Annotated in this window: 19 protein-coding genes and 1 tRNA gene; 14 read left to right on the top strand and 6 right to left on the bottom strand. The window is 57.0% G+C overall.

Annotated features, from left to right (window positions below; genetic code table 11):
- The first annotated feature begins 141 nt into the window (after nt 1-141).
- From AC27VJ_RS11430 to sufA, 8 genes are all read left to right on the top strand, one after another.
- Nucleotides 142-1,311, top strand: coding sequence for a cysteine desulfurase family protein (locus AC27VJ_RS11430; RefSeq protein WP_488684121.1), 1,170 nt, complete (start codon nt 142-144; stop codon nt 1,309-1,311).
- Nucleotides 1,312-1,490: 179 nt separating this feature from the next.
- Nucleotides 1,491-2,960 (top strand): Fe-S cluster assembly protein SufB, encoded by a 1,470-nt coding sequence (gene sufB / locus AC27VJ_RS11425; RefSeq protein WP_488684120.1) that lies wholly within the window; start codon nt 1,491-1,493, stop codon nt 2,958-2,960.
- Nucleotides 2,960-3,253 (top strand): cytoplasmic protein, encoded by a 294-nt coding sequence (locus tag AC27VJ_RS11420; RefSeq protein ID WP_488684119.1) that lies wholly within the window; start codon nt 2,960-2,962, stop codon nt 3,251-3,253. Before sufB ends, AC27VJ_RS11420 begins: the two co-directional genes overlap by 1 nt.
- A gap of 13 nt (nt 3,254-3,266) precedes the next feature.
- Complete coding sequence (sufC, locus tag AC27VJ_RS11415; RefSeq protein ID WP_353575976.1) at nt 3,267-4,022, top strand: Fe-S cluster assembly ATPase SufC; 756 nt, start codon at nt 3,267-3,269, stop codon at nt 4,020-4,022.
- A gap of 21 nt (nt 4,023-4,043) precedes the next feature.
- Nucleotides 4,044-5,315, top strand: coding sequence for a Fe-S cluster assembly protein SufD (gene sufD, locus AC27VJ_RS11410; RefSeq protein ID WP_488684118.1), 1,272 nt, complete (start codon nt 4,044-4,046; stop codon nt 5,313-5,315).
- The gene (locus AC27VJ_RS11405) at nt 5,308-6,558 is read left to right on the top strand and encodes a cysteine desulfurase (RefSeq protein WP_488684117.1); all 1,251 of its coding nucleotides are present in this window, start codon (nt 5,308-5,310) and stop codon (nt 6,556-6,558) included. The genes sufD and AC27VJ_RS11405 overlap by 8 nt, the downstream gene beginning before the upstream one ends.
- 12 nt (nt 6,559-6,570) lie before the next feature.
- On the top strand, nt 6,571-6,954 hold the full coding sequence (locus tag AC27VJ_RS11400) for an SUF system Fe-S cluster assembly protein (protein WP_353575972.1): 384 nt from the start codon (nt 6,571-6,573) through the stop codon (nt 6,952-6,954).
- Between the two features lie 111 nt (nt 6,955-7,065).
- Complete coding sequence (gene sufA, locus AC27VJ_RS11395) at nt 7,066-7,458, top strand: Fe-S cluster assembly scaffold SufA (RefSeq protein WP_488684116.1); 393 nt, start codon at nt 7,066-7,068, stop codon at nt 7,456-7,458.
- A gap of 37 nt (nt 7,459-7,495) precedes the next feature.
- Here sufA and AC27VJ_RS11390 read toward each other — a convergent pair whose 3' ends face one another.
- From AC27VJ_RS11390 to AC27VJ_RS11370, 5 genes are all read right to left on the bottom strand, one after another.
- Nucleotides 7,496-8,125: a class I SAM-dependent DNA methyltransferase gene (locus AC27VJ_RS11390; RefSeq protein WP_488684115.1), complete on the bottom strand. Its 630-nt coding sequence runs from the start codon at nt 8,123-8,125 to the stop codon at nt 7,496-7,498.
- Between the two features lie 138 nt (nt 8,126-8,263).
- Entirely contained in the window at nt 8,264-8,482 is a 219-nt protein-coding gene (locus AC27VJ_RS11385) for a hypothetical protein (protein ID WP_488684114.1), read from the bottom strand.
- A 27-nt stretch (nt 8,483-8,509) separates the two neighbouring features.
- Nucleotides 8,510-10,468, bottom strand: coding sequence for an AfsR/SARP family transcriptional regulator (locus AC27VJ_RS11380; protein WP_488684113.1), 1,959 nt, complete (start codon nt 10,466-10,468; stop codon nt 8,510-8,512).
- Between the two features lie 25 nt (nt 10,469-10,493).
- Complete coding sequence (locus AC27VJ_RS11375) at nt 10,494-10,646, bottom strand: hypothetical protein (protein WP_488684112.1); 153 nt, start codon at nt 10,644-10,646, stop codon at nt 10,494-10,496.
- A gap of 135 nt (nt 10,647-10,781) precedes the next feature.
- Nucleotides 10,782-10,857 (bottom strand) — tRNA-Lys (locus tag AC27VJ_RS11370).
- A 273-nt stretch (nt 10,858-11,130) separates the two neighbouring features.
- On the opposite strand from AC27VJ_RS11370, the gene AC27VJ_RS11365 reads away from it, so the two are divergent.
- On the top strand, nt 11,131-11,877 hold the full coding sequence (locus AC27VJ_RS11365; RefSeq protein ID WP_353575970.1) for a cytochrome c biogenesis CcdA family protein: 747 nt from the start codon (nt 11,131-11,133) through the stop codon (nt 11,875-11,877).
- Between the two features lie 35 nt (nt 11,878-11,912).
- Nucleotides 11,913-12,857: an AEC family transporter gene (locus tag AC27VJ_RS11360; protein WP_488684111.1), complete on the top strand. Its 945-nt coding sequence runs from the start codon at nt 11,913-11,915 to the stop codon at nt 12,855-12,857.
- Here the strand turns inward: AC27VJ_RS11360 and AC27VJ_RS11355 are convergent.
- A complete protein-coding gene (locus tag AC27VJ_RS11355; protein ID WP_488684110.1) occupies nt 12,835-14,049 on the bottom strand; it encodes a UbiH/UbiF family hydroxylase in 1,215 nt (404 codons plus the stop codon). The two genes, AC27VJ_RS11360 and AC27VJ_RS11355, sit on opposite strands and share 23 nt — an antisense overlap.
- A 211-nt stretch (nt 14,050-14,260) precedes the next feature.
- Here AC27VJ_RS11355 and pcsA point away from each other — a divergent pair, with 211 nt between their 5' ends.
- The 4 genes from pcsA to AC27VJ_RS11335 all read left to right on the top strand — a co-directional run bounded on the left by pcsA (nt 14,261) and on the right by AC27VJ_RS11335 (nt 18,724).
- The gene (gene pcsA, locus AC27VJ_RS11350) at nt 14,261-14,986 is read left to right on the top strand and encodes a phosphatidylcholine synthase (protein WP_062449926.1); all 726 of its coding nucleotides are present in this window, start codon (nt 14,261-14,263) and stop codon (nt 14,984-14,986) included.
- A gap of 180 nt (nt 14,987-15,166) precedes the next feature.
- On the top strand, nt 15,167-16,726 hold the full coding sequence (locus AC27VJ_RS11345; RefSeq protein ID WP_488684108.1) for an ABC transporter ATP-binding protein: 1,560 nt from the start codon (nt 15,167-15,169) through the stop codon (nt 16,724-16,726).
- Nucleotides 16,716-17,804 (top strand): ABC transporter permease, encoded by a 1,089-nt coding sequence (locus AC27VJ_RS11340; protein WP_488684107.1) that lies wholly within the window; start codon nt 16,716-16,718, stop codon nt 17,802-17,804. Before AC27VJ_RS11345 ends, AC27VJ_RS11340 begins: the two co-directional genes overlap by 11 nt.
- A complete protein-coding gene (locus AC27VJ_RS11335; RefSeq protein ID WP_488684338.1) occupies nt 17,804-18,724 on the top strand; it encodes an ABC transporter permease in 921 nt (306 codons plus the stop codon). Before AC27VJ_RS11340 ends, AC27VJ_RS11335 begins: the two co-directional genes overlap by 1 nt.
- The last annotated feature ends 4 nt before the right edge of the window (nt 18,725-18,728 follow it).

The following is an 18,728-nucleotide window of genomic DNA, read 5'->3' as shown; positions in this document are numbered from 1 at the left end:
TTTTCTAAAACCCAGTTTAGAACTATTCGAAACTTCGTGTGCTGTCTGCACTGTTGGACGTGTCATAAGGCAAGCACGACGGAAATTTCAAGGAAAATGCGCTTTGGCGCATCAATCACAGGTTAGACAGACAGTTTCTCCATGAGCACCACGACGCGCACATATCTCGACTGGAACGCGACAGCACCTTTGCTGCCCGCCGTTCGGGATGCGCTTATCTCGGCTCTTGACCTTTCTGGCAACCCGTCTTCCGTCCATAAGGAAGGTCGCACCGTTCGCGCCGCTATCGAATCCGCGCGCCGTGATGTGGCAGCGCTGACCGGCGCGCAGGCGTCGCATGTGATCTTCACCAGTGGTGCGACGGAAGCTGCCAATCTGGTGCTTTCGCCCGCCTATAAGATGGGGCGTTCCGCACTTTCCATCAGTCATCTTTACGTTTCGGCCATCGAGCACCCGGCCATTCGTGAAGGCGGTCGGTTCGACAAGGCTGATGTCAGCGAAATCGCCGTTACAACTGAAGGCGTTGTTGATCTTGCCGCGCTCAAGGCTGCGCTGGTATCGCATGATGCCGCCAAGGGTCTTCCGATGGTCGCGCTGATGCTGGTCAATAACGAGACCGGTATCATCCAGCCAGTTGCGGAAGCGGCGCGTCTGGTTCATGCCGCTGGCGGTTTGCTGGTTGTCGATGCCGTTCAGGCTGTTGGCCGTGTTGCAGTTGATATCGAAGCGCTCGGCGCTGATTTCCTTGTTGTCTCCTCCCACAAGATCGGCGGTCCCAAGGGCATGGGTGCTTTGATTTCCCGCGGGGAAGTGATGATGCCGAAGCCTTTGATCCATGGCGGCGGGCAGGAAAAGGGGCATCGCTCCGGTACTGAAAATACGTCTGCTATTATCGGGTTCGGGACCGCTGCCGTCGAAGCCTTGAAAAATCTCGATGCGGAAGCTGCGCGCCTGAATGGCCTGCGTGTCACTCTGGAAGATGCAATGCGCGCGGCGGCACCCGATGTGATCATTCACGGCGCCAACGCTGCGCGGGTCTGCAACACGACCTTTTTCACTCTGCCGGGTCTGAAATCCGAGACAGGGCAGATTGCTTTCGATATCGAAGGCGTGGCGTTATCCGCTGGGTCCGCATGCTCTTCCGGTAAGGTGGGCGAGAGCCATGTGCTGACGGCCATGGGGCACGATCCGAAGCTGGGTGCGCTGCGCATTTCGCTGGGCGCGGCAACGACTGAGGCCGATATCGACAAGGCTATCGCGGCTTTTGCCAGGATTGCCGGGCGGCGAAAGCTGGTCGGGCAGGCGGCGTAGAGCCAAAAACAATTGCGGAAAGTCAAATTTCCGCTTGCCGGAGAGTGTGAAAAGCGCCATCCGAACACTAAATAAGGCGTAACGAAAAAGTTGCGCTCGACACGAATGAAGGCGGGTATGCCGTCTTGATACGTTGACAAGCCACCGGACCTTGGATCCGGCGAGATTGGAGAACGACTATGGCAGCGGTTCAGGAAACGATCGATCAGGTCCGCCAGATCGATGTGGACCAGTACAAATACGGTTTTGAAACCGAGATCGAAGTGGACAAGGCTCCGAAAGGTCTGTCCGAAGAGGTCATCCGTTTCATTTCCGCCAAGAAGGAAGAGCCGGAATGGATGCTGGCATGGCGTCTTGAGGCTTACCAGCGCTGGTTGACGATGGAAGAGCCCACATGGGCGCGCGTCAATTATCCCAAGATCGATTTTAACGATCTCTATTATTACGCGGCACCCAAGAGCACGCCCGGCCCGAAATCGCTTGAGGATGTCGATCCTGAGCTGCTGAAGGTTTACGAAAAGCTCGGCATTCCGCTGATGGAACAGGAAATTCTGGCTGGCGTCGAAAACCGTCGCGTGGCCGTGGATGCCGTGTTCGACTCGGTTTCGGTTGTCACCACCTTCAAGAAAGAGCTGATGAAGGCCGGCGTGATTTTCATGTCGATCTCGGAAGCTATTCGCGAATATCCTGAGCTGGTGAAGAAATATATCGGCTCGGTCGTTCCAACGACGGACAATTATTATGCGACGCTGAACTCGGCTGTATTTACCGACGGTTCTTTCGTGTTCGTGCCGAAGGGCGTTCGTTGCCCGATGGAACTGTCCACCTATTTCCGTATCAACGAGAAGAACACCGGCCAGTTCGAACGCACGCTGATCATTGCGGAAGAGGGCGCTTACGTGTCCTATCTCGAAGGCTGCACGGCGCCGCAGCGCGACGAGAACCAGCTTCATGCTGCCGTGGTCGAGCTTGTGGCTCTGGATGATGCTGAAATCAAATATTCGACCGTCCAGAACTGGTATCCCGGCGACAAGGACGGCAAGGGCGGCATCTACAACTTCGTGACCAAGCGCGGCGATTGCCGTGGTCACCGCTCCAAGATTTCGTGGACGCAGGTGGAAACCGGCTCTGCGATTACATGGAAATACCCATCCTGCATTCTGCGCGGTGACGATAGCCGTGGCGAGTTCTACTCGATTGCCGTGTCCAACGGTCATCAGCAGATCGACAGCGGCACCAAGATGATCCACCTCGGCAAGAACACGTCGAGCCGCATCATCGCCAAGGGCATCGCCGCCGGTTTCTCGGAAAACGTCTATCGCGGCCAGGTCTCGGCCCACCGCAAGGCGACCAATACGCGCAACTTTACGCAGTGCGACAGCCTTCTGATCGGCGACAAGTGTGGTGCGCATACCGTGCCCTACATCGAAGCGAAGAACTCGTCCTGCCAGTTCGAGCATGAAGCAACGACATCAAAGATTTCCGAGGACCAGCTGTTCTACTGCCTGCAACGCGGCATTCCCGAGGAGTCAGCCATCGCGCTGATCGTCAACGGCTTCGTGAAGGATGTGATCCAGCAGCTGCCGATGGAATTTGCGGTTGAGGCGCAGAAGCTGATCGGGATTTCGCTTGAGGGAAGCGTTGGTTGATGAGTGATGCGCAGGACATAGTCGCTGCGCACCGCCATAGCACTTGCAATCGTGAAGAGTTGCAACGGAGTGCGTTAGCTGTGTGCTTTCATTGTCTCGAAATTTATTCCTCTGCCAAGGTTCTGGAGTGGATTCACGAGACGCATGACGAAAAGTGCTTCAGTGCAATGTGTCCAATGTGCGGAATCGATGCGGTGGTTGGAGATGCTTCAGGTTACTCGATAGCTAACCCGCAGTTTTTGGAAAGAATGAAACACATTTGGTTTGATAATAAATCGCCAATTGTTGATTGAAGGGACGTTGAAAATGCTTGAAATTATCGACCTGCACGCAAAGATCGCCGACACTGAAACCGAGATCATCAAGGGCTTGAACCTGAAGGTTGCGGCTGGGGAAGTGGCGGCTATCATGGGGCCGAATGGCTCTGGCAAGTCTACGCTGTCCTACATTCTGTCGGGCCGCGAAGATTATGAAGTCACCTCCGGTGACATTCTCTATAACGGCGAAAGCATTCTGGAACTGGACGCTGCCGAGCGTGCGGCCAAGGGCATTTTTCTGGCTTTCCAGTACCCGGTCGAAATTCCCGGCGTTGCCACCATGCAGTTCCTGAAAGTTGCGATGAACGAGCAGCGCAAGGCGCGCGGCGAGGCCGAGCTTTCCACGCCTGACTTCATCAAGAAGGTGAAGGAAGCCGCTGGCGATCTGAAGATCGACATGGACATGCTGAAGCGTCCGCTCAACGTCGGTTTTTCCGGCGGTGAGAAGAAGCGCGCTGAAATTCTGCAGATGGCGCTGCTGGAGCCGAAGCTTTGCGTGCTTGACGAAACCGACTCTGGTCTCGACATCGATGCGCTGAAGATCGTTGCCGATGGCGTCAACGCGCTGAAGTCCCCGGACCGCGCTACCATCGTCATCACCCACTACCAGCGCCTGCTGGATTACATCGTGCCTGACAGTGTTCACGTTCTCTACAAGGGCAAGATCATCCGTTCCGGTGACAAGAGCCTCGCGCTCGATCTGGAATCCAACGGTTATGCCGACATCATCGGTGAAGCAGCCTGATTGGCTGGGAAAGGTGATGTGATGAACATGCAAACCACAAACCGGCAGACGCCAGCGGAATTGGCGCTGGTTGAGGCCTTTACCGCCAAGTTCAGCGAACTGCCGGGTGATGGCAATGTCGTTGCCGCGCGCGATGTGCTGTTCGACGATTTGAAGACCGCCGGTCTTCCGACACGCCGTATCGAAGCCTGGCACTATACCGACCTGAAGACGCTGCTGCGCGGCCTGCCTGAAGATGCGCCTGCTCCTGTCATCGAAAAGCGCGCGGGCCTCGTGGCCGGTGCGCCTGTCGCCTATGTCATGCACGGCAAAGCAATCGATGCGCAGATTGAAGGCTTCCAGATCGAAAGCTACGCGGAAAGCCTTTCCGATGGCACCGCTGCCGCAGCTCTCGTTGCCGCCAGCAAGGATGATACGATTGGCCGTATCAACGGCAGCTTCGTGCGCGATGGCGTCTCTGTCGTCGTTCCCGATGAAGCCGATCTCGAGCAGCCGCTGGAACTTCAGGCCATTCACGGGGCAGGGCAGGTTCACACCCGCTTCCCGGTTCGCTTCGGCAAGGGCTCCAAGGCAACCGTCATCGAGCGTCACCTGTCGGTGACATCTGAGGCCGCTCTTGTTTCTTCGGTCAGCGAGATCGAGGTTCAGGACGGCGCGGAAGCGACCTACGTCATTCTCCAGCAACAGGGTGCAGCCGATACGCATCTCGGGCAGTTGCGGATCGTCATGGGCGCGGATGCCAAGCTGCGTCTGTTCGTCATCAATGCCGGTGGCAAGCTGGTGCGGCAGGAACTGCGTGTCGATGTTCAGGGTGAGAATTCTGATCTTTCCATCCGCGGCGTCAACCTGCTGGGTGGCGAAACGCATACTGATGTGACTATGGTTCTCGGCCACAACGTGCCGAACACCAGCTCCACGGAAGTCTTCCGCAACGTGGTGTTCGACCGCGCCAAGGGGATCTTCCAGGGCATGATCCGGGTTGCGCCCGATGCCCAGAAGACCGATGCCAAAATGGCCTGCAACACGCTGCTGATGTCTGACGATGGCGAGTTTTCGGCTAAGCCCGAGCTTGAAATCTTTGCAGATGACGTTCAGTGCGGCCATGGTGCGACTGTTGCCGATATCAGCGACAACCATCTCTATTACCTCATGGCGCGCGGCGTGCCACGGGCAAAGGCGCGGGCCATGCTGGTCAACGCTTTTGTCGATGAGATCATCGAAGAGCTGGAAGACGAGCAGCTGGTAGAAGCGCTGGAAGATATCATCGCCAGCTGGCTGGAACACCATGCCTGATCGCGAACGCGCCGCTGTGGCCGCCCCTTATGACGTCGAAGCCGTGCGGAAGGATTTTCCGATCCTTTCGCGCGAGGTCTATGGCAAGCCGCTGGTCTATCTGGACAACGGCGCGTCCGCGCAAAAGCCGCAGGTCGTCATCGATGCCATCTCGAATGCCTATTCGAATGAATATGCAAACGTGCATCGTGGCCTGCATTTTCTCTCCAATGCCGCAACCGATGCATACGAGGCGTCGCGCGAAAAGGTGCGTCGTTTCCTGAATGCCGGTTCGGTGGATGAGATCGTCTTCACCAAATCCTCGACGGAGGCCATCAATACGGTGGCTTATGGCTACGGTATGCCCAAGATTGGCGAGGGCGACGAGATCGTTCTGTCGATCATGGAGCACCATTCCAACATCGTTCCATGGCATTTCATCCGCGAGCGGCAGGGTGCCAAGCTCGTCTGGGTGCCGGTGGATGATGAGGGCGCTTTCCACGTCGAGGATTTCGAAAAGAGCCTGACCGAAAAGACCAAGCTCGTCGCCATCACCCATATGTCGAATGCGCTGGGCACGGTCGTTCCCGTCAAAGAGATTTGCCGCATCGCGCATGAGCGCGGCATTCCGGTGCTGGTCGATGGCAGTCAGGCTGCGGTTCACATGCCGGTCGATGTGCGCGATATCGATTGTGACTGGTATGTGATGACTGGCCACAAGCTTTATGGCCCGTCGGGCATTGGCGTGCTCTATGGCAAGGCCGACCGCTTGAAGGAGATGCGCCCGTTCCAGGGCGGCGGCGAGATGATCCTCGACGTGTCCGAGGACGAAATCACCTATAACGAGCCGCCGCACCGTTTCGAAGCGGGCACACCGCCCATCGTGCAAGCCATCGGTCTTGGTTACGCGCTGGATTATATGGACGGCGTCGGCCGTGCTGCGATTGCGGCGCATGAGGCGGATCTGGCGGCTTATGCGGCTGAACGTCTGCGTGAGATCAATTCGCTGCGCATCATCGGCAACGCGCCGGGCAAGGGCGGAATTTTCTCCTTTGAGCTTGAGGGCATTCACGCGCATGATGTCTCGATGGTGATCGACAGGCGCGGCGTTGCCGTGCGCGCAGGCACCCATTGCGCCATGCCGCTCTTGAAACGCTTCGGCGTCACCTCCACATGCCGTGCATCGTTCGGCCTCTACAATACGCGCGCGGAAGTGGACGCTCTGGCCGAAGCGCTGGACTACGCCCGCAACTTTTTCGCCTGAAGGATCAGGATCATGACGACCGACATCACAGAACAGACAGACGCCGTTACCGAGGCCCCGGCCAAGGTTTCCGCCATCGCTCCGGATGAGCTGGCGCGCATCAGCGATGATGTGATCGCGGCTTTGAAGACCGTCTACGATCCTGAAATTCCAGCCGATATTTTTGAACTCGGCCTGATCTACAAAATCGACGTCGAAGACGACCGGATGGTGAAGATCGCCATGACGCTCACCGCCCCCGGCTGCCCGGTTGCCGGTGAAATGCCGGGTTGGGTTGAGAATGCCGTGGGCGCCGTCGAAGGCGTGTCTGGTGTTACTGTTGAAATGACCTTTGACCCACCTTGGACGCCTGAGCGTATGTCGGAAGAAGCGCAGGTCGCTGTCGGCTGGTATTGATACTGCCGCGTCTTTAACGGACGTGCCTATTGATACCGCGTCGCGGTAGGACTAGATTCAAGACCATGAAGCATCGGGCCTTGAACCCGATTGTCGAAGGAGAATGAGCCCATGGGCTTTGCCATTATGACCGTAACCGAGGCCGCCGCCTCCCGCGTCAAAGCAATCGTCGCAAATTCCGGCCCAGAGGCAAAAGGCCTTCGCGTCGGCATCAAGAAGGGCGGCTGCGCAGGCATGGAATACACCATCGACCTTGTGACCGAGCCAGATGCCAAGGACGATTTGGTAGAGTTCCAGGACGCCAAGGTCTGGGTAGAGCCTTCCGCCGTGCTTTACCTGCTGGGCACCCAGATGGACTTCGAAACCACCAAACTCCGCTCTGGCTTCACCTTCAGCAACCCGAACCAGACATCTGCCTGCGGCTGCGGTGAGTCCGTCGAGTTAAAACCGGCAGACTTGGCCGCTCTTGCCAAGCAGCGGGAAGAGGCTGGCGCGAGCGCTTGAGGCAGGCTGAAGGCCGTCGTGTGTAGTGCCCAAGGCCTCAACGCACTTTTCTCGCAAGCCACGCAGTTGCGCCACCGCAATTCGGATCGTTTTCCGCATGCTGGACCACGCTAAATCCATTTGCGTGCAGTAGGTCTCGATACTCTGAGCTATCCAGACTGCCATGATAAAGCGGCTGTCCCGCGAAGGACCCAAACGATTCGTCGTGCGTCGTACCGCTGGTGAAGAGGAGTGCCGCGCCAGACACGCTCAGGCGATCAAACACTTCGAACATGGGCCGCTGCTCTTCGGGTGTCAGATGGAAAAAGCTGTGCCATGCGATAATACCGTGGTAGCGCTGTAACGATGGCAGCCTGCGCATATCGACGTTCATCCATGTGTGTTCGGGAAAACTCGTTTTGGCGCGTTCAACCAGAGCAACGGCGCCATCAATACCGGTTATCTGGCACCCGCGACCGATCAAATATCGGTCGATAGGTTCGCCAGAGCCACATCCAATGTCGAGAATATCTGGCGCTGGGAGGGGTATGGTGTCGAGAAAGCGGTCCAACCAGTGCCGCTCGATCAGCGTGCGCCCTCGCAACTCGTCCCATAGTTCGGCATGTTTGTGATAGAGTTTGATGACGTTTCGGCTATCCTCATCGGGCATTGGCGACACACGCTGCATAGTGCTTCATCTGATTGGGAAAGCCCCATCGACGTGCGGGACGTTTAAAGGTGAAACGGCATAGGATGCTATACTCAGCAAGCCGCAAAAGAGGTGAAGAGCCGCCGCCACAGCACTTCACCCCGGTAGCTGACTGGATTATCCTTCCATGTGACCAGCGGCGACAGAGCCAGCGGACTCCACTGCAATAGCCACATCAACCCCCTTAATGACCGAAGCTCCGGCTGCCCGCAGATCGACAACGTTTTTCAAATTGCCGGTCGTAGGTTCCTCTAGCTGCGCAACAGTTCCTGCGCCGAAATCCACAACCCAAAGACCTTGCTCACCGGCCACACCAATCACAACAACTTTAGCCATTTCAATAACTTCCTTTCTGTGAACGAACTAAAACCCTGCTTTCTTTAAACCTTCGCGGTAAATATTCTTTTGCCATTGTTCCTTAAAAGGAACGACGGCCAGCCATGTATCGAGATCAAATTGGGGGTTTGCTTCAAGAGCCCGCTGCACGAAGAAACGCGACTTCTTTTCGTTTCCGAGCATTGCCCAGCTTGCTGCCGAGAGCCGGTCCGCCAGTTCGCCGTCGACCATTTTATCGATGTAACCGAGGGCATCGTTGAAGTTGCCGAGGCTATAGCTCGCTCCTGCTGCGGTCCATAAATAAGAGTCCGGGGCAAGTGGATTAAGCTCCATCGCTCGTTCAAGCTTTTGCAAAGCAAGATCAGGCCGCGACAAATGATTCAAGGTGTCAGCATGGTCGGCGATGATGTCGGCATAGTGGGGACTAAGTGTTTCAGCCACTTCCAACGTCTGCGCACTTTCTTCAATTTCTCCCATGAGAAGCTTTGTGACACCCAGTTCGCGATATCCATCTGCGAAGTCACGCCGCGCCTCGATTGCACGCGTAGCGTATTCTGCTGCGGTCTCCAGAAGGTCCATATCTCCGCGTGCGGTCAGAAGCCATTCCTTTGAATAGGTGCGTGCAATTGCGCTCAGAGCAGGCGCGAAATTTGCGTCTTCCTGTAACGCCCCTCTCAGCTCTTTCCGCGAACGGCGCAGGTTTTGAAGGGTCAGACGATTGAGGTAGTGACGGCCAACAAGGTACCGGTGATAGGCAGCGGCGCTCCGCTCGAAATAGGGACGAGTAATCTGATGGCTCTCGATTCGTCCGGCCACGGAAATTGTAATTTGCCGCAAGAGGTCTCGGCGTCTGTCTATCAGGTTTAGGCTTTCGAGCTTATAGCGCTCTGCCCACACAATCTCCGAGTTGTTGACATATGTAAGCTGAACGAACAGGGACAGATCGTCATTATCCACGCCGCTTAAACGCGTTTCCAGAACATAGGTTATGTCATAGCGCTCAAAAACCCCGGGCTTGTCTTCCGATGTTTTTCCTATTCTCACTGCCGTATGAGGCGCAATGATCTCAAGGCTATTCAGGGCGCAGAACCCTATCGTAATATCTTCGATTAACGAGGATGCGACCATGGCGACCATCGGATCACGATGGAGGTTCGTAGGAGGAAGCAAAGCGAGGCGAGGGACGGCGCTTTTCAGTGTTTTTTCGGTTTGGGTGAGAGGGTCGGGTACTGATCTGTCCCATGTGGACAACCGCTCAGACGCGCCCGTTTTCGTAACGGTTTCCGAAGAAGTCTTATCGGAATTGGCACCTAGATGGCCCACGCCTCGTGAAAGTGACTGTTTGCGTTGCTCAAGGTATTTCCGAAAATACTCAACTTCTTCCTCTGCGTTGAATATCTGTACGAGGAACTTGAGTGTGTCCGGATTTTCCGGTTCTGTATGGAAGATGAGGATAGCGGCATTTTTGATGATCTCCTCTTCTTTGGGCGTCATGGCTGATTGGGACGTTTCTTTCACCAATCCCTTGAGAAGAGAGCTGTGATAAATTTTACGCTGAATCAGCCATACGTCAAACTCGCGACTTTGGCAGTTAACAGAAGCCAGAAATGTCCGATTAAAAAGCGCAACAAGTCGCCCTAACCAGATGAGGGGTTCCTCAGATTCCTTGTTGTGAAGCGACAACAAATCGGAGGCAACCGCCGTCTTTCCAAGCGAGATCGTACTCCCCGTGAAGGATAGAAACTCTGCGCCAAGTTCATCCTGCCGTGATTTGATCCTTGAAATGGTTGAGCGCAGATTGATGAGCGCAACATCCTTATTTACATCGCCCCATAAAAACTGTGCCAGCGCCGTGCGAGGAGCAGAACCTTCATGGCTTGTCAGCAGATAGGCAAAGATCAAGAGACCCTTCTCCGGAAAGGGGACGGCTTTGCCCTCCGTATCCAAGAGCTGAAGTTGTCCGAATGTTTGCAGAGAAAACGTCATTTTAAATGCGCCCAGGCGACATGAATTACCGATCACTGATTTGTATAGGGATTTTCTCGATAACTGGAAGCATCTTGTGCATCGCAAGCGTGATGATGTGTTTTATCAGCGCATTGGCCTGAAGCATCTGAATATCGACCGCAATGACAAGGGCGAAAAGGTTGAAAAAACGGACCATGATTTCATCAGGAACAGGCGCTTTTTAACGTGTTCCAAAATCCATCCGGCCACGCTAGGCATCAGATCGGCGTCAAGCCGAAAGCCTTGTTTGAGCTTGTGGGTTCAGTCTGATGTCTTAAATGATTGAATTTGTTGGTGAGAGGCGTGGGACTCGAACCCACGACCCGCGCATTAAAAGTGCGCTGCTCTACCAGCTGAGCTAGCCTCTCTCACCATTTTCGTCCTGCGCGTTTCACTGACGTATCAACACACAGCATGTGTTTCGGTTCAGTTGCCGTATTGGCAGAATTGCGCTTGTCCCAGTTGGCGGCGAAGCGCCCTTCGGAAGTGGGCGGAACATAGGGAGGGGCAGGTCTGCGGTCAACCCATAAAAACAGGAATATTTCACCTTCCCGCGTTTTTTTGTCGCTGATACAAAAAGGTGATTGGTCGCAAGGGGTTGGCGGCGTTAAATGCGTTTCGAAATGTAGCGGAGTCCTGCCTTGTCCATCGCCGATATATCCCTTTTTACAGCGCTTCTGGCGGGAGCCCTGTCTTTCCTGTCGCCTTGCGTGCTGCCGCTGGTGCCACCTTATCTCTGCTACATGGCGGGCATTTCAGTCGAGCAGTTTCGCGATGAGCGTTACGAGGCAAAGCCGCAGGTGCGCAAAGCGGTCATGCTGGCGGCGCTGTTTTTCACGCTGGGATTTGCGACGGTTTTCGTGGCGCTGGGTGCTGGTGCATCCAGCATCGGCATGGTGCTGCGCCAAAATCTCGATATTCTGGCCAAGATCGGCGGCTTCATCATCATTCTGATGGGCTTGAATTTTCTCGGCGTGTTCCGAATCGGCCTGTTTTCGCGCGAGGCGCGGTTTCAGAGCGGTGGTAAGCCTGCAACGCTGTCCGGGGCCTACGTCATGGGGCTTGCCTTTGCCTTCGGCTGGACGCCCTGCATCGGGCCGGTGCTGGGTGCCATTCTGGGCGTTGCCGCATCTCGCGAAACCGTGGGTGAGGGCGCAATGCTGCTTGCCGTCTATTCGGCGGGACTTGCCATTCCCTTCTGGATTGCTGCTGCCTTCTCCGGAAGCTTCATGCGCTTTCTGACCCGCTTCCGCCGCCATCTTGGTGTCGTGGAAAAGGCCATGGGCGTGCTTCTCATTCTCACCGGCATCGCCTTCATGTCTGGTTTCATTACCAATGTGGCGATCTGGTTTCAGGAAAGCTTTCCAATCCTCATGCAAATCGGCTAAATCCGCCCAGGCATCGCATTGGGTGAGGGGGAGCCATGGCCGACATCGCCGGATTGCTGTTTCCGTTTTTCGGGCTGATCTTCATCGGCTTTCTGGTCGGGCGCGTTACCAGACAGCCTGCCGAAGCGATGGGCTGGCTGAACACCTTCATCATCTATGCCGCTCTGCCCGCGCTGTTCTTCAAGCTGGTTGCCAAGACGCCCGTGGAGCAATTGGCGCGGATGGATTTCGTGGGCCTTAGCCTGCTGGCGACCTACAGCATTTTCGGTCTGCTGTTCGTGATTGGTTATGTCATCCGCCGCAACAATCTGGCCGATGTGACGATCCAGAGCTTTGCGGGAAGCTACGGCAATATCGGCTATATGGGGCCTGGGCTGGCGCTGCTGGCTTTCGGGGAGCGGGCTGCGGTGCCGGTGGCGCTGATCGTTTGTCTGGAGAATGCCATGCATTTCATCACCGCACCGGCGCTGATGGCGGTGGCGGGTGGAGACAAGCGTTCACCGCTAAGGCTGGCGGGAGATGTGGGGAAGAAGGTGCTGACGCATCCGTTCATTCTCTCGGTGATTGCCGGGTTTCTGGCCGCTGTCATCGCGTGGCAACCACCGCAGCCGGTGCAGCAACTGGTGGATTATCTGGCACAATCGGCAGCACCCTGCGCGCTGTTTGCCATGGGGGTAACGCTGGCTTTGCGGCCCTTGAAGCGCGTGCCGGTGGAGATCAGCTATATCGTTCCAGCCAAGCTTCTTCTGCACCCGCTTCTGGCCTACGCCATTCTATCGTCGTTCGGTTCGTTCGATCCGATCTGGGTCTCGACTGCGGTGCTTCTGGCCGCTTTGCCGACTGCGACGAACGTGTTCGTTATCGGTCAGCAATATCAGGTCTGGCAGGAGCGGGCGTCGGCTACGATCCTGATCTCGACCGTGCTTTCGGTTTTCACCGTTTCGCTGGTGCTTTACGTCATCCGTTCCATGAGCGTCTGAGGCTGCCAACCAGAAGCGAAGGCAGCGCCTTCAGCCCACGACCCGGCTCGATGCCTTCGCGCATGACCAGACCGCGCAACGGTGCGACGTTGGACAGCACATGGAGACCGGCAGCACGCGCCACCTGCATCGGCAGGAAGCCTGACAGAAGCGAGCGGTTGAGCAGATCAACGCTCAGGGTGCGGCTCACCACATCGGCACGGCGGCGGCGGTCGAATTTCGCACCGGCATCCGATGGAATGGGACCGCCCGTCAGGGTGCCGAGCAATTCGGTCAGGACAATGATGTCACGCAGGCTGAGATTGAGGCCCTGTGCACCGATGGGCGGAAAGCCGTGGCCTGCTTCGCCAATCAGCGCCACGCGGCCCTTACCGAAGCGGTGTGCCGTCATGCTGGATAACGGCCATGTCTGCACGTCGTCTTCAACAGTGACGGAACCGAGCATGGATTGCATGCGCGCTTCGACACGCTGGCTCAGTTCCTCCAGCGGCAGTGCGGCGAAGTCAGCTGCCTGTCCCGGCGTCACTACCCAGACAAGGCTGGAGCGGTTGCCGTTCAGCGGGACCTGCGTGAAGGGGCCAGTCGGCGTGTGGAACTCAGTCGAGACATTGCCATGCGGACGTGTGTGGGCGAAGTTCAAAACCAGCGCCGTCTGCGGATAGGACCAAGAGCGCACGCCGATATTGGCGACATCGCGCACCTTGGATTTGCGACCATCAGCGCCAATCAGGAAGTTTGCGGAAATCTGCTCGCCATTATCAAGCGTGATGGTGGCGTCATGTTCGCCAATGTCGATGGTTTCGGCCACGCCATCGATGAGGGTGATGTTGTTTTCCTGCGAGACCGCTTCGCCAAGTGCCTTCAGCAGCGCCTCATTTGGCATGTTCCAGCCAAAGGCGGGAAGGCCGATTTCGGACGAGCGGAACGCGACGGTCGGCGCGCGCAGCAGGCGGTCGGTCCCGTCTATAATCTGCATGGTGGAGAGCTTGGCGGCGGAAGGCTCGATCTTCGACCACAAGCCAAGGCGGTCGAGAAAGCGGATGGACTGGTCCATCAGGGCCGTGGTGCGCTTGTCCACCTTGTCGGTTTTCGGTGCAATCAGCGCGACGCTGCGGCCCGAGCGCGCAAGGGCAATGGCGGCAATCTGGCCGGCAAGTCCCGCACCAACGATAGCGATCTCGACGTTTTTCATCGTTCCATTCCACTTCACGCGCAAATCTGACTGCGAACATAGGCGTTTAGCCCGGCCAAATCCAGAAGGCAGATGTGTCGTGCGGGCCATGATGCTGATGTAAAATCAATATTAGTCCTAGGATAAGCCCCGGGGAATGGTTGCAAACAGCGGTGAATGGTCGCATACCGGAGGGACTGACCAGATAAAGAGTGAGGCGTCTGCGCTGCTTATGAAAATATTCAAATACAAGCGCGTGCCCTATGCCGAAATGCGGGCCTTTTCAGTCCACATTCTCACTGCCTCCGGCTCTTTTCTTGCCTTTCTGGGTGTCGTTGCTGCTGCCGAACATCGCTTTGTCGATATGTTCTGGTGGCTGGGTCTGGCGCTTGCCGTCGATGGTATCGACGGTCCCATTGCCCGCAAGGTGCGGGTGAAGGAAGTGCTGCCGAACTGGTCCGGCGATACGCTCGATAACATCATCGATTACGTTACCTATGTCCTCCTGCCCGCCTTCGCGCTGTATCAAAGCGGCATGATCGGCGAGCCCTGGTCCTTCGTGGCCGCAGGCATGATCGTGGTGTCCAGCGCCATCTATTATGCCGATATGGGCATGAAGACGGATGAATATTTCTTCTCCGGCTTTCCTGTGGTGTGGAACATGGTGGTGTTCACGCTCTTTGTCATCGATGCCAGCGCGACGACCGCGATGATTGTCGTGACGATTTCGGTGGTCCTGACCTTCCTGAATATCAATTTTCTTCATCCGGTGCGCGTCAAGCGCCTGCGGTGGTTGAATATGGCTGTATTCCTGGCTTGGTGCGTGTTGAGTGGATATGCGCTGCTGCTGCACTTTGCCTCCCCGGATTGGGTCGTTGCGGGCGTCGTGATCACCGGCATCTATCTCTATTGCATCGGTGGTATCATGCAGCTTTTCCCATCGCTTGGTGCGCGTTAACGTCAGTCGTTTAAAACCTTCGTTCGAACGTCTTTTAGAGTTGTGCGCGGCAATAAAACCGGTATTTAGTATCGATTAAGGGCACTGCCCAAATTTAGTGCATCGTTATCGATCCAGTCGTTCAACACTTCGAAGAAAGTGCGGCGGCGGGTTGGAAAAGGGGAACAGGTGACGGGATCGGTGACGTCTGGGGCCACGCCTCTATTGTCCGTTCGCCAGCTGACCAAGCTGTTTGGAACATTCGGCGCTTGCAATGCGATCGATCTCGATATTGCGCCCGGTGAAATTCATGCGCTGCTGGGTGAGAACGGTGCTGGAAAATCCACTCTGGTCAAAATGCTGTTTGGCGTGCTGGAACCATCTGCAGGAGATATCCTGTGGAAGGGTGAGCCGGTTCGCATCGCTTCGCCGGGTGAGGCGCGCAAGCTCGGCATCGGCATGGTCTTCCAGCATTTCTCGCTGTTCGAAGCGCTGACGGTTGCCGAAAACATCGCGCTATCGCTGGACCCGAACATTTCGCTGAAAGAAATTGCCCGTGAGGCCGAAGCGCTTTCCAAGGCTTACGGCCTGCCGCTCGATCCTTACGCTCATGTCGCCGACCTGTCCGTGGGCGAGCGACAGCGTATCGAAATTGTGCGTGCGCTGCTGCAAAACCCGCAGCTTATCATTCTGGACGAGCCAACCTCCGTGCTGACGCCGCAGGAAGCCGACCGCCTGTTCGAAACGCTGGCGAAGTTGAAGGCCGAGGGGCGTTCGGTTCTCTACATCAGCCACCGTCTGGAAGAGGTGCAGCGCATCTGTGACCGGGCAACCGTGCTGCGCCATGGCGAAGTGACGGGCGCTTGCGATCCGCGCAAGGAAACGCCGTCTTCGCTGGCGCGCATGATGGTGGGTTCGGATGTCGCGGGCATTCAGCGGGATGACACCTGCACTATCGGTGATGTCAGCGTGGAAATGATCGGTCTTTCCGTTGCGGCCCGCACACCCTTTGCCGTTTCTCTCAAAGACATCTCCATGAAGGTCCGCGCTGGCGAGGTTCTGGCCATTGCCGGTGTTGCCGGTAACGGGCAGGGGGAACTGTTCGATGCTCTTTCCGGCGAATATCCGGTGGCAAAGGATGACTCGATCTTCCTGCGCGGCAAGCCGGTGGGGCGCATGGGCATCAATGGCCGCCGCCTGCTGGGTGCCGGTTTTGTGCCGGAGGAGCGCCACGGCCACGCCGCCGTGCCGACCATGACACTATCCGACAATCTGCTTCTGGCGCGCTGCCGCTCTGATAGAAAAGCCTTCCTCAGCGGCGGTTTTCTGAAGGTCATCCGCAGTTCCACCATCAAAAATGCAGCCAAGCGCATTTCCGCCTCCATGGATGTCCGTAAAAGTGGGGATGATCCGCTGGCCGGCTCGCTTTCTGGCGGGAACCTGCAAAAATTCATCGTCGGGCGTGAGCTGGATCGCCAGCCATCCGTGCTGGTCGTCAACCAGCCGACTTGGGGCGTGGATGCCGGTGCCGCCAGCCGCATTCGCCAAGCGCTGGTCGATCTCGCCAAGGCCGGTTCGGCGGTTATCGTCATCAGTCAGGATCTGGATGAAATCTTTGAGGTGGCCTCCAGCATTGCTGTCATCTCCGATGGGCGTCTGTCGCAGTCCTATCCGGCCGGTGAAATGAATCGTGAAAAGATCGGACTTTTGATGGGCGGTGTTCACGCCGGACATGCGGAGGCCGTTGCCCATGCGCATTGAACTCGAAAAACGCACAGGCGTTTCCAACCTCTTCGCCATTCTGTCGCCTCTGCTGGCGCTGTTTCTGACGCTGGTCTTCGGTGCCATTATGTTTGCCCTGCTGGGCAAGAACCCGTTCAGCGCGCTCTACAGCTTCTTCATCGATCCGCTGCTGGAGGTGTGGTCGCTGCACGAATTGGCGATCAAGGCGGCACCGCTGATCCTGATCGCGGTCGGCCTGTCGATCTGTTATCGTTCCAACAACTGGAATATCGGGGCCGAAGGGCAATTCACCATCGGCGCGATCACCGGCTCCATTCTGCCGGTGCTTTATCCGCAATGGCAATCGCCAATGATCCTGCCACTGATGCTCCTCATGGGTGCTGCGGGTGGTGCGCTGTATGCAGGCATTCCGGCGCTGCTTAAAACCCGTTTCAACACCAATGAAATCCTGACCAGCCTGATGCTGGTCTATGTCGCGCAACTGTTTCTGGACTGGCTGACGCGGGGCATCTGGCGTGATCCGGCGGGCTATAATTTCCCGCAGACAACAGCCTTCAACGAAAGCGCCGTGCTGCCGGAAATTCTGGAATCCGGTCGCGCCCATTGGGGCATCGTCTTCGCCATCATCGCCGCCATTGCGCTGTGGTTTATGATGCGCTTCATGCTCAAGGGGTTTGAAGTCACGGTGTTGGGCCAGTCGCCACGGGCAGGGCGCTTTGCCGGTTTCTCCTCGCGCGGCATGGTCTGGTTTTCGCTGGTGCTGTCTGGCGCTTTGGCCGGTCTTGCCGGTATTTCGGAAGTCTCCGGCTCCATCGGCCATTTGCAGCCGTCCATTTCGCCCGGCTACGGCTTCACCGCCATCATCGTTGCGTTTCTGGGCCGTCTGAACCCGCTCGGCATCATCGCGTCGGGCTTCGTGCTGGCGCTGACCTATCTGGGTGGCGAGGCGGCGCAGCTTTCGATCGGCGTGTCAGATAAGGTCACGCGCGTGTTTCAGGGGCTGATGCTGTTCTTCGTGCTCTCCTGCGATACGCTGATCATCTACAAAATCCGCATCCGTTTCGGGCGCGGCAGCAATACCGAAGGAGCCGCATGATGGATATGTTTCAGGCGATCCTTCTCACCGTCATTACCGCCGCAACACCGCTGGTCATCGCCGCTCTGGGCGAACTGGTGACGGAGCGTGCAGGCGTGCTGAACCTCGGTGTCGAAGGTATGATGATCATGGGTGCGGTCTGCGCCTTTGCTGCCGCCCATATCACCGGTTCGCCCTATATCGGTATCGTCGCTGGCATTGCGGCTGGAGCCATTTTCTCGTTGCTCTTCGGTTTCCTGACGCTGACGCTCGTCACCAATCAGGTGGCGACGGGGCTGGCGCTGACCATTCTCGGGCTTGGCGTATCCGGCATGCTGGGCGAGAGCTTCGTCGGCCTGCCTGGCGTCAAGTTGCCGCCCATCGCCTTTCCGGTTCTGTCGGAGATTCCCGTCATCGGCCCGGCGCTGTTCCGGCAGGATCTGATCTTCTACATGTCGATTGCGCTGGTCATTGGCATCGGCTGGTTTCTGTTCAAGAGCCGCACGGGCCTGAAAATCCGCGCCATTGGCGATAATCACGGTTCGGCCCACGCGTTGGGCATCAACGTTATCCGTACGCGCTATCTCGCCGTCACGTTCGGTGGTGCCTGCGCGGGGCTCGCTGGGGCGCAGCTTTCGCTGGTCTATACGCCGCAATGGGTGGAAAACATGTCGGCCGGGCGCGGCTGGATTGCGCTGGCGCTGGTGGTGTTTGCCTCCTGGCGGCCATGGCGGGTTCTGGCGGGCGGATATCTCTTCGGGGCCGTCACCATTGGCCAGCTGCACGCGCAGGCTCTCGGCATCGGTGTGCCGTCCCAACTTCTTTCAGCAATGCCTTACATAGCGACTATTGTGGTCCTCATCATCATCTCCCATAATCGTCGCACAACGCTGATCAATACACCGGCATCGCTCGGGAAACCGTTCGTGCCGGACCGTTAAAAAA

It is taken from the genome of Agrobacterium sp. 20P9.1.2, from assembly GCF_057799395.1.
Note: the sequence above shows the minus strand (reverse complement) of the source record. Positions and strands in the feature narration are given on the sequence as shown.

What these genes read in the sequence shown, in the direction of transcription:
- AC27VJ_RS11430 (WP_488684121.1), top strand. Translation starts at nt 142, where the DNA reads ATGAGCACCACGACGCGCACATATCTCGACTGGAACGCGACAGCACCT.
- sufB (WP_488684120.1), top strand. Translation starts at nt 1,491, where the DNA reads ATGGCAGCGGTTCAGGAAACGATCGATCAGGTCCGCCAGATCGATGTG.
- AC27VJ_RS11420 (WP_488684119.1), top strand. Translation starts at nt 2,960, where the DNA reads ATGAGTGATGCGCAGGACATAGTCGCTGCGCACCGCCATAGCACTTGC.
- sufC (WP_353575976.1), top strand. Translation starts at nt 3,267, where the DNA reads ATGCTTGAAATTATCGACCTGCACGCAAAGATCGCCGACACTGAAACC.
- sufD (WP_488684118.1), top strand. Translation starts at nt 4,044, where the DNA reads ATGAACATGCAAACCACAAACCGGCAGACGCCAGCGGAATTGGCGCTG.
- AC27VJ_RS11405 (WP_488684117.1), top strand. Translation starts at nt 5,308, where the DNA reads ATGCCTGATCGCGAACGCGCCGCTGTGGCCGCCCCTTATGACGTCGAA.
- AC27VJ_RS11400 (WP_353575972.1), top strand. Translation starts at nt 6,571, where the DNA reads ATGACGACCGACATCACAGAACAGACAGACGCCGTTACCGAGGCCCCG.
- sufA (WP_488684116.1), top strand. Translation starts at nt 7,066, where the DNA reads ATGGGCTTTGCCATTATGACCGTAACCGAGGCCGCCGCCTCCCGCGTC.
- AC27VJ_RS11390 (WP_488684115.1), bottom strand. Translation starts at nt 8,125, where the DNA reads ATGCAGCGTGTGTCGCCAATGCCCGATGAGGATAGCCGAAACGTCATC.
- AC27VJ_RS11385 (WP_488684114.1), bottom strand. Translation starts at nt 8,482, where the DNA reads ATGGCTAAAGTTGTTGTGATTGGTGTGGCCGGTGAGCAAGGTCTTTGG.
- AC27VJ_RS11380 (WP_488684113.1), bottom strand. Translation starts at nt 10,468, where the DNA reads ATGACGTTTTCTCTGCAAACATTCGGACAACTTCAGCTCTTGGATACG.
- AC27VJ_RS11375 (WP_488684112.1), bottom strand. Translation starts at nt 10,646, where the DNA reads ATGGTCCGTTTTTTCAACCTTTTCGCCCTTGTCATTGCGGTCGATATT.
- AC27VJ_RS11360 (WP_488684111.1), top strand. Translation starts at nt 11,913, where the DNA reads ATGGCCGACATCGCCGGATTGCTGTTTCCGTTTTTCGGGCTGATCTTC.
- AC27VJ_RS11355 (WP_488684110.1), bottom strand. Translation starts at nt 14,049, where the DNA reads ATGAAAAACGTCGAGATCGCTATCGTTGGTGCGGGACTTGCCGGCCAG.
- pcsA (WP_062449926.1), top strand. Translation starts at nt 14,261, where the DNA reads ATGAAAATATTCAAATACAAGCGCGTGCCCTATGCCGAAATGCGGGCC.
- AC27VJ_RS11340 (WP_488684107.1), top strand. Translation starts at nt 16,716, where the DNA reads ATGCGCATTGAACTCGAAAAACGCACAGGCGTTTCCAACCTCTTCGCC.
- AC27VJ_RS11335 (WP_488684338.1), top strand. Translation starts at nt 17,804, where the DNA reads ATGGATATGTTTCAGGCGATCCTTCTCACCGTCATTACCGCCGCAACA.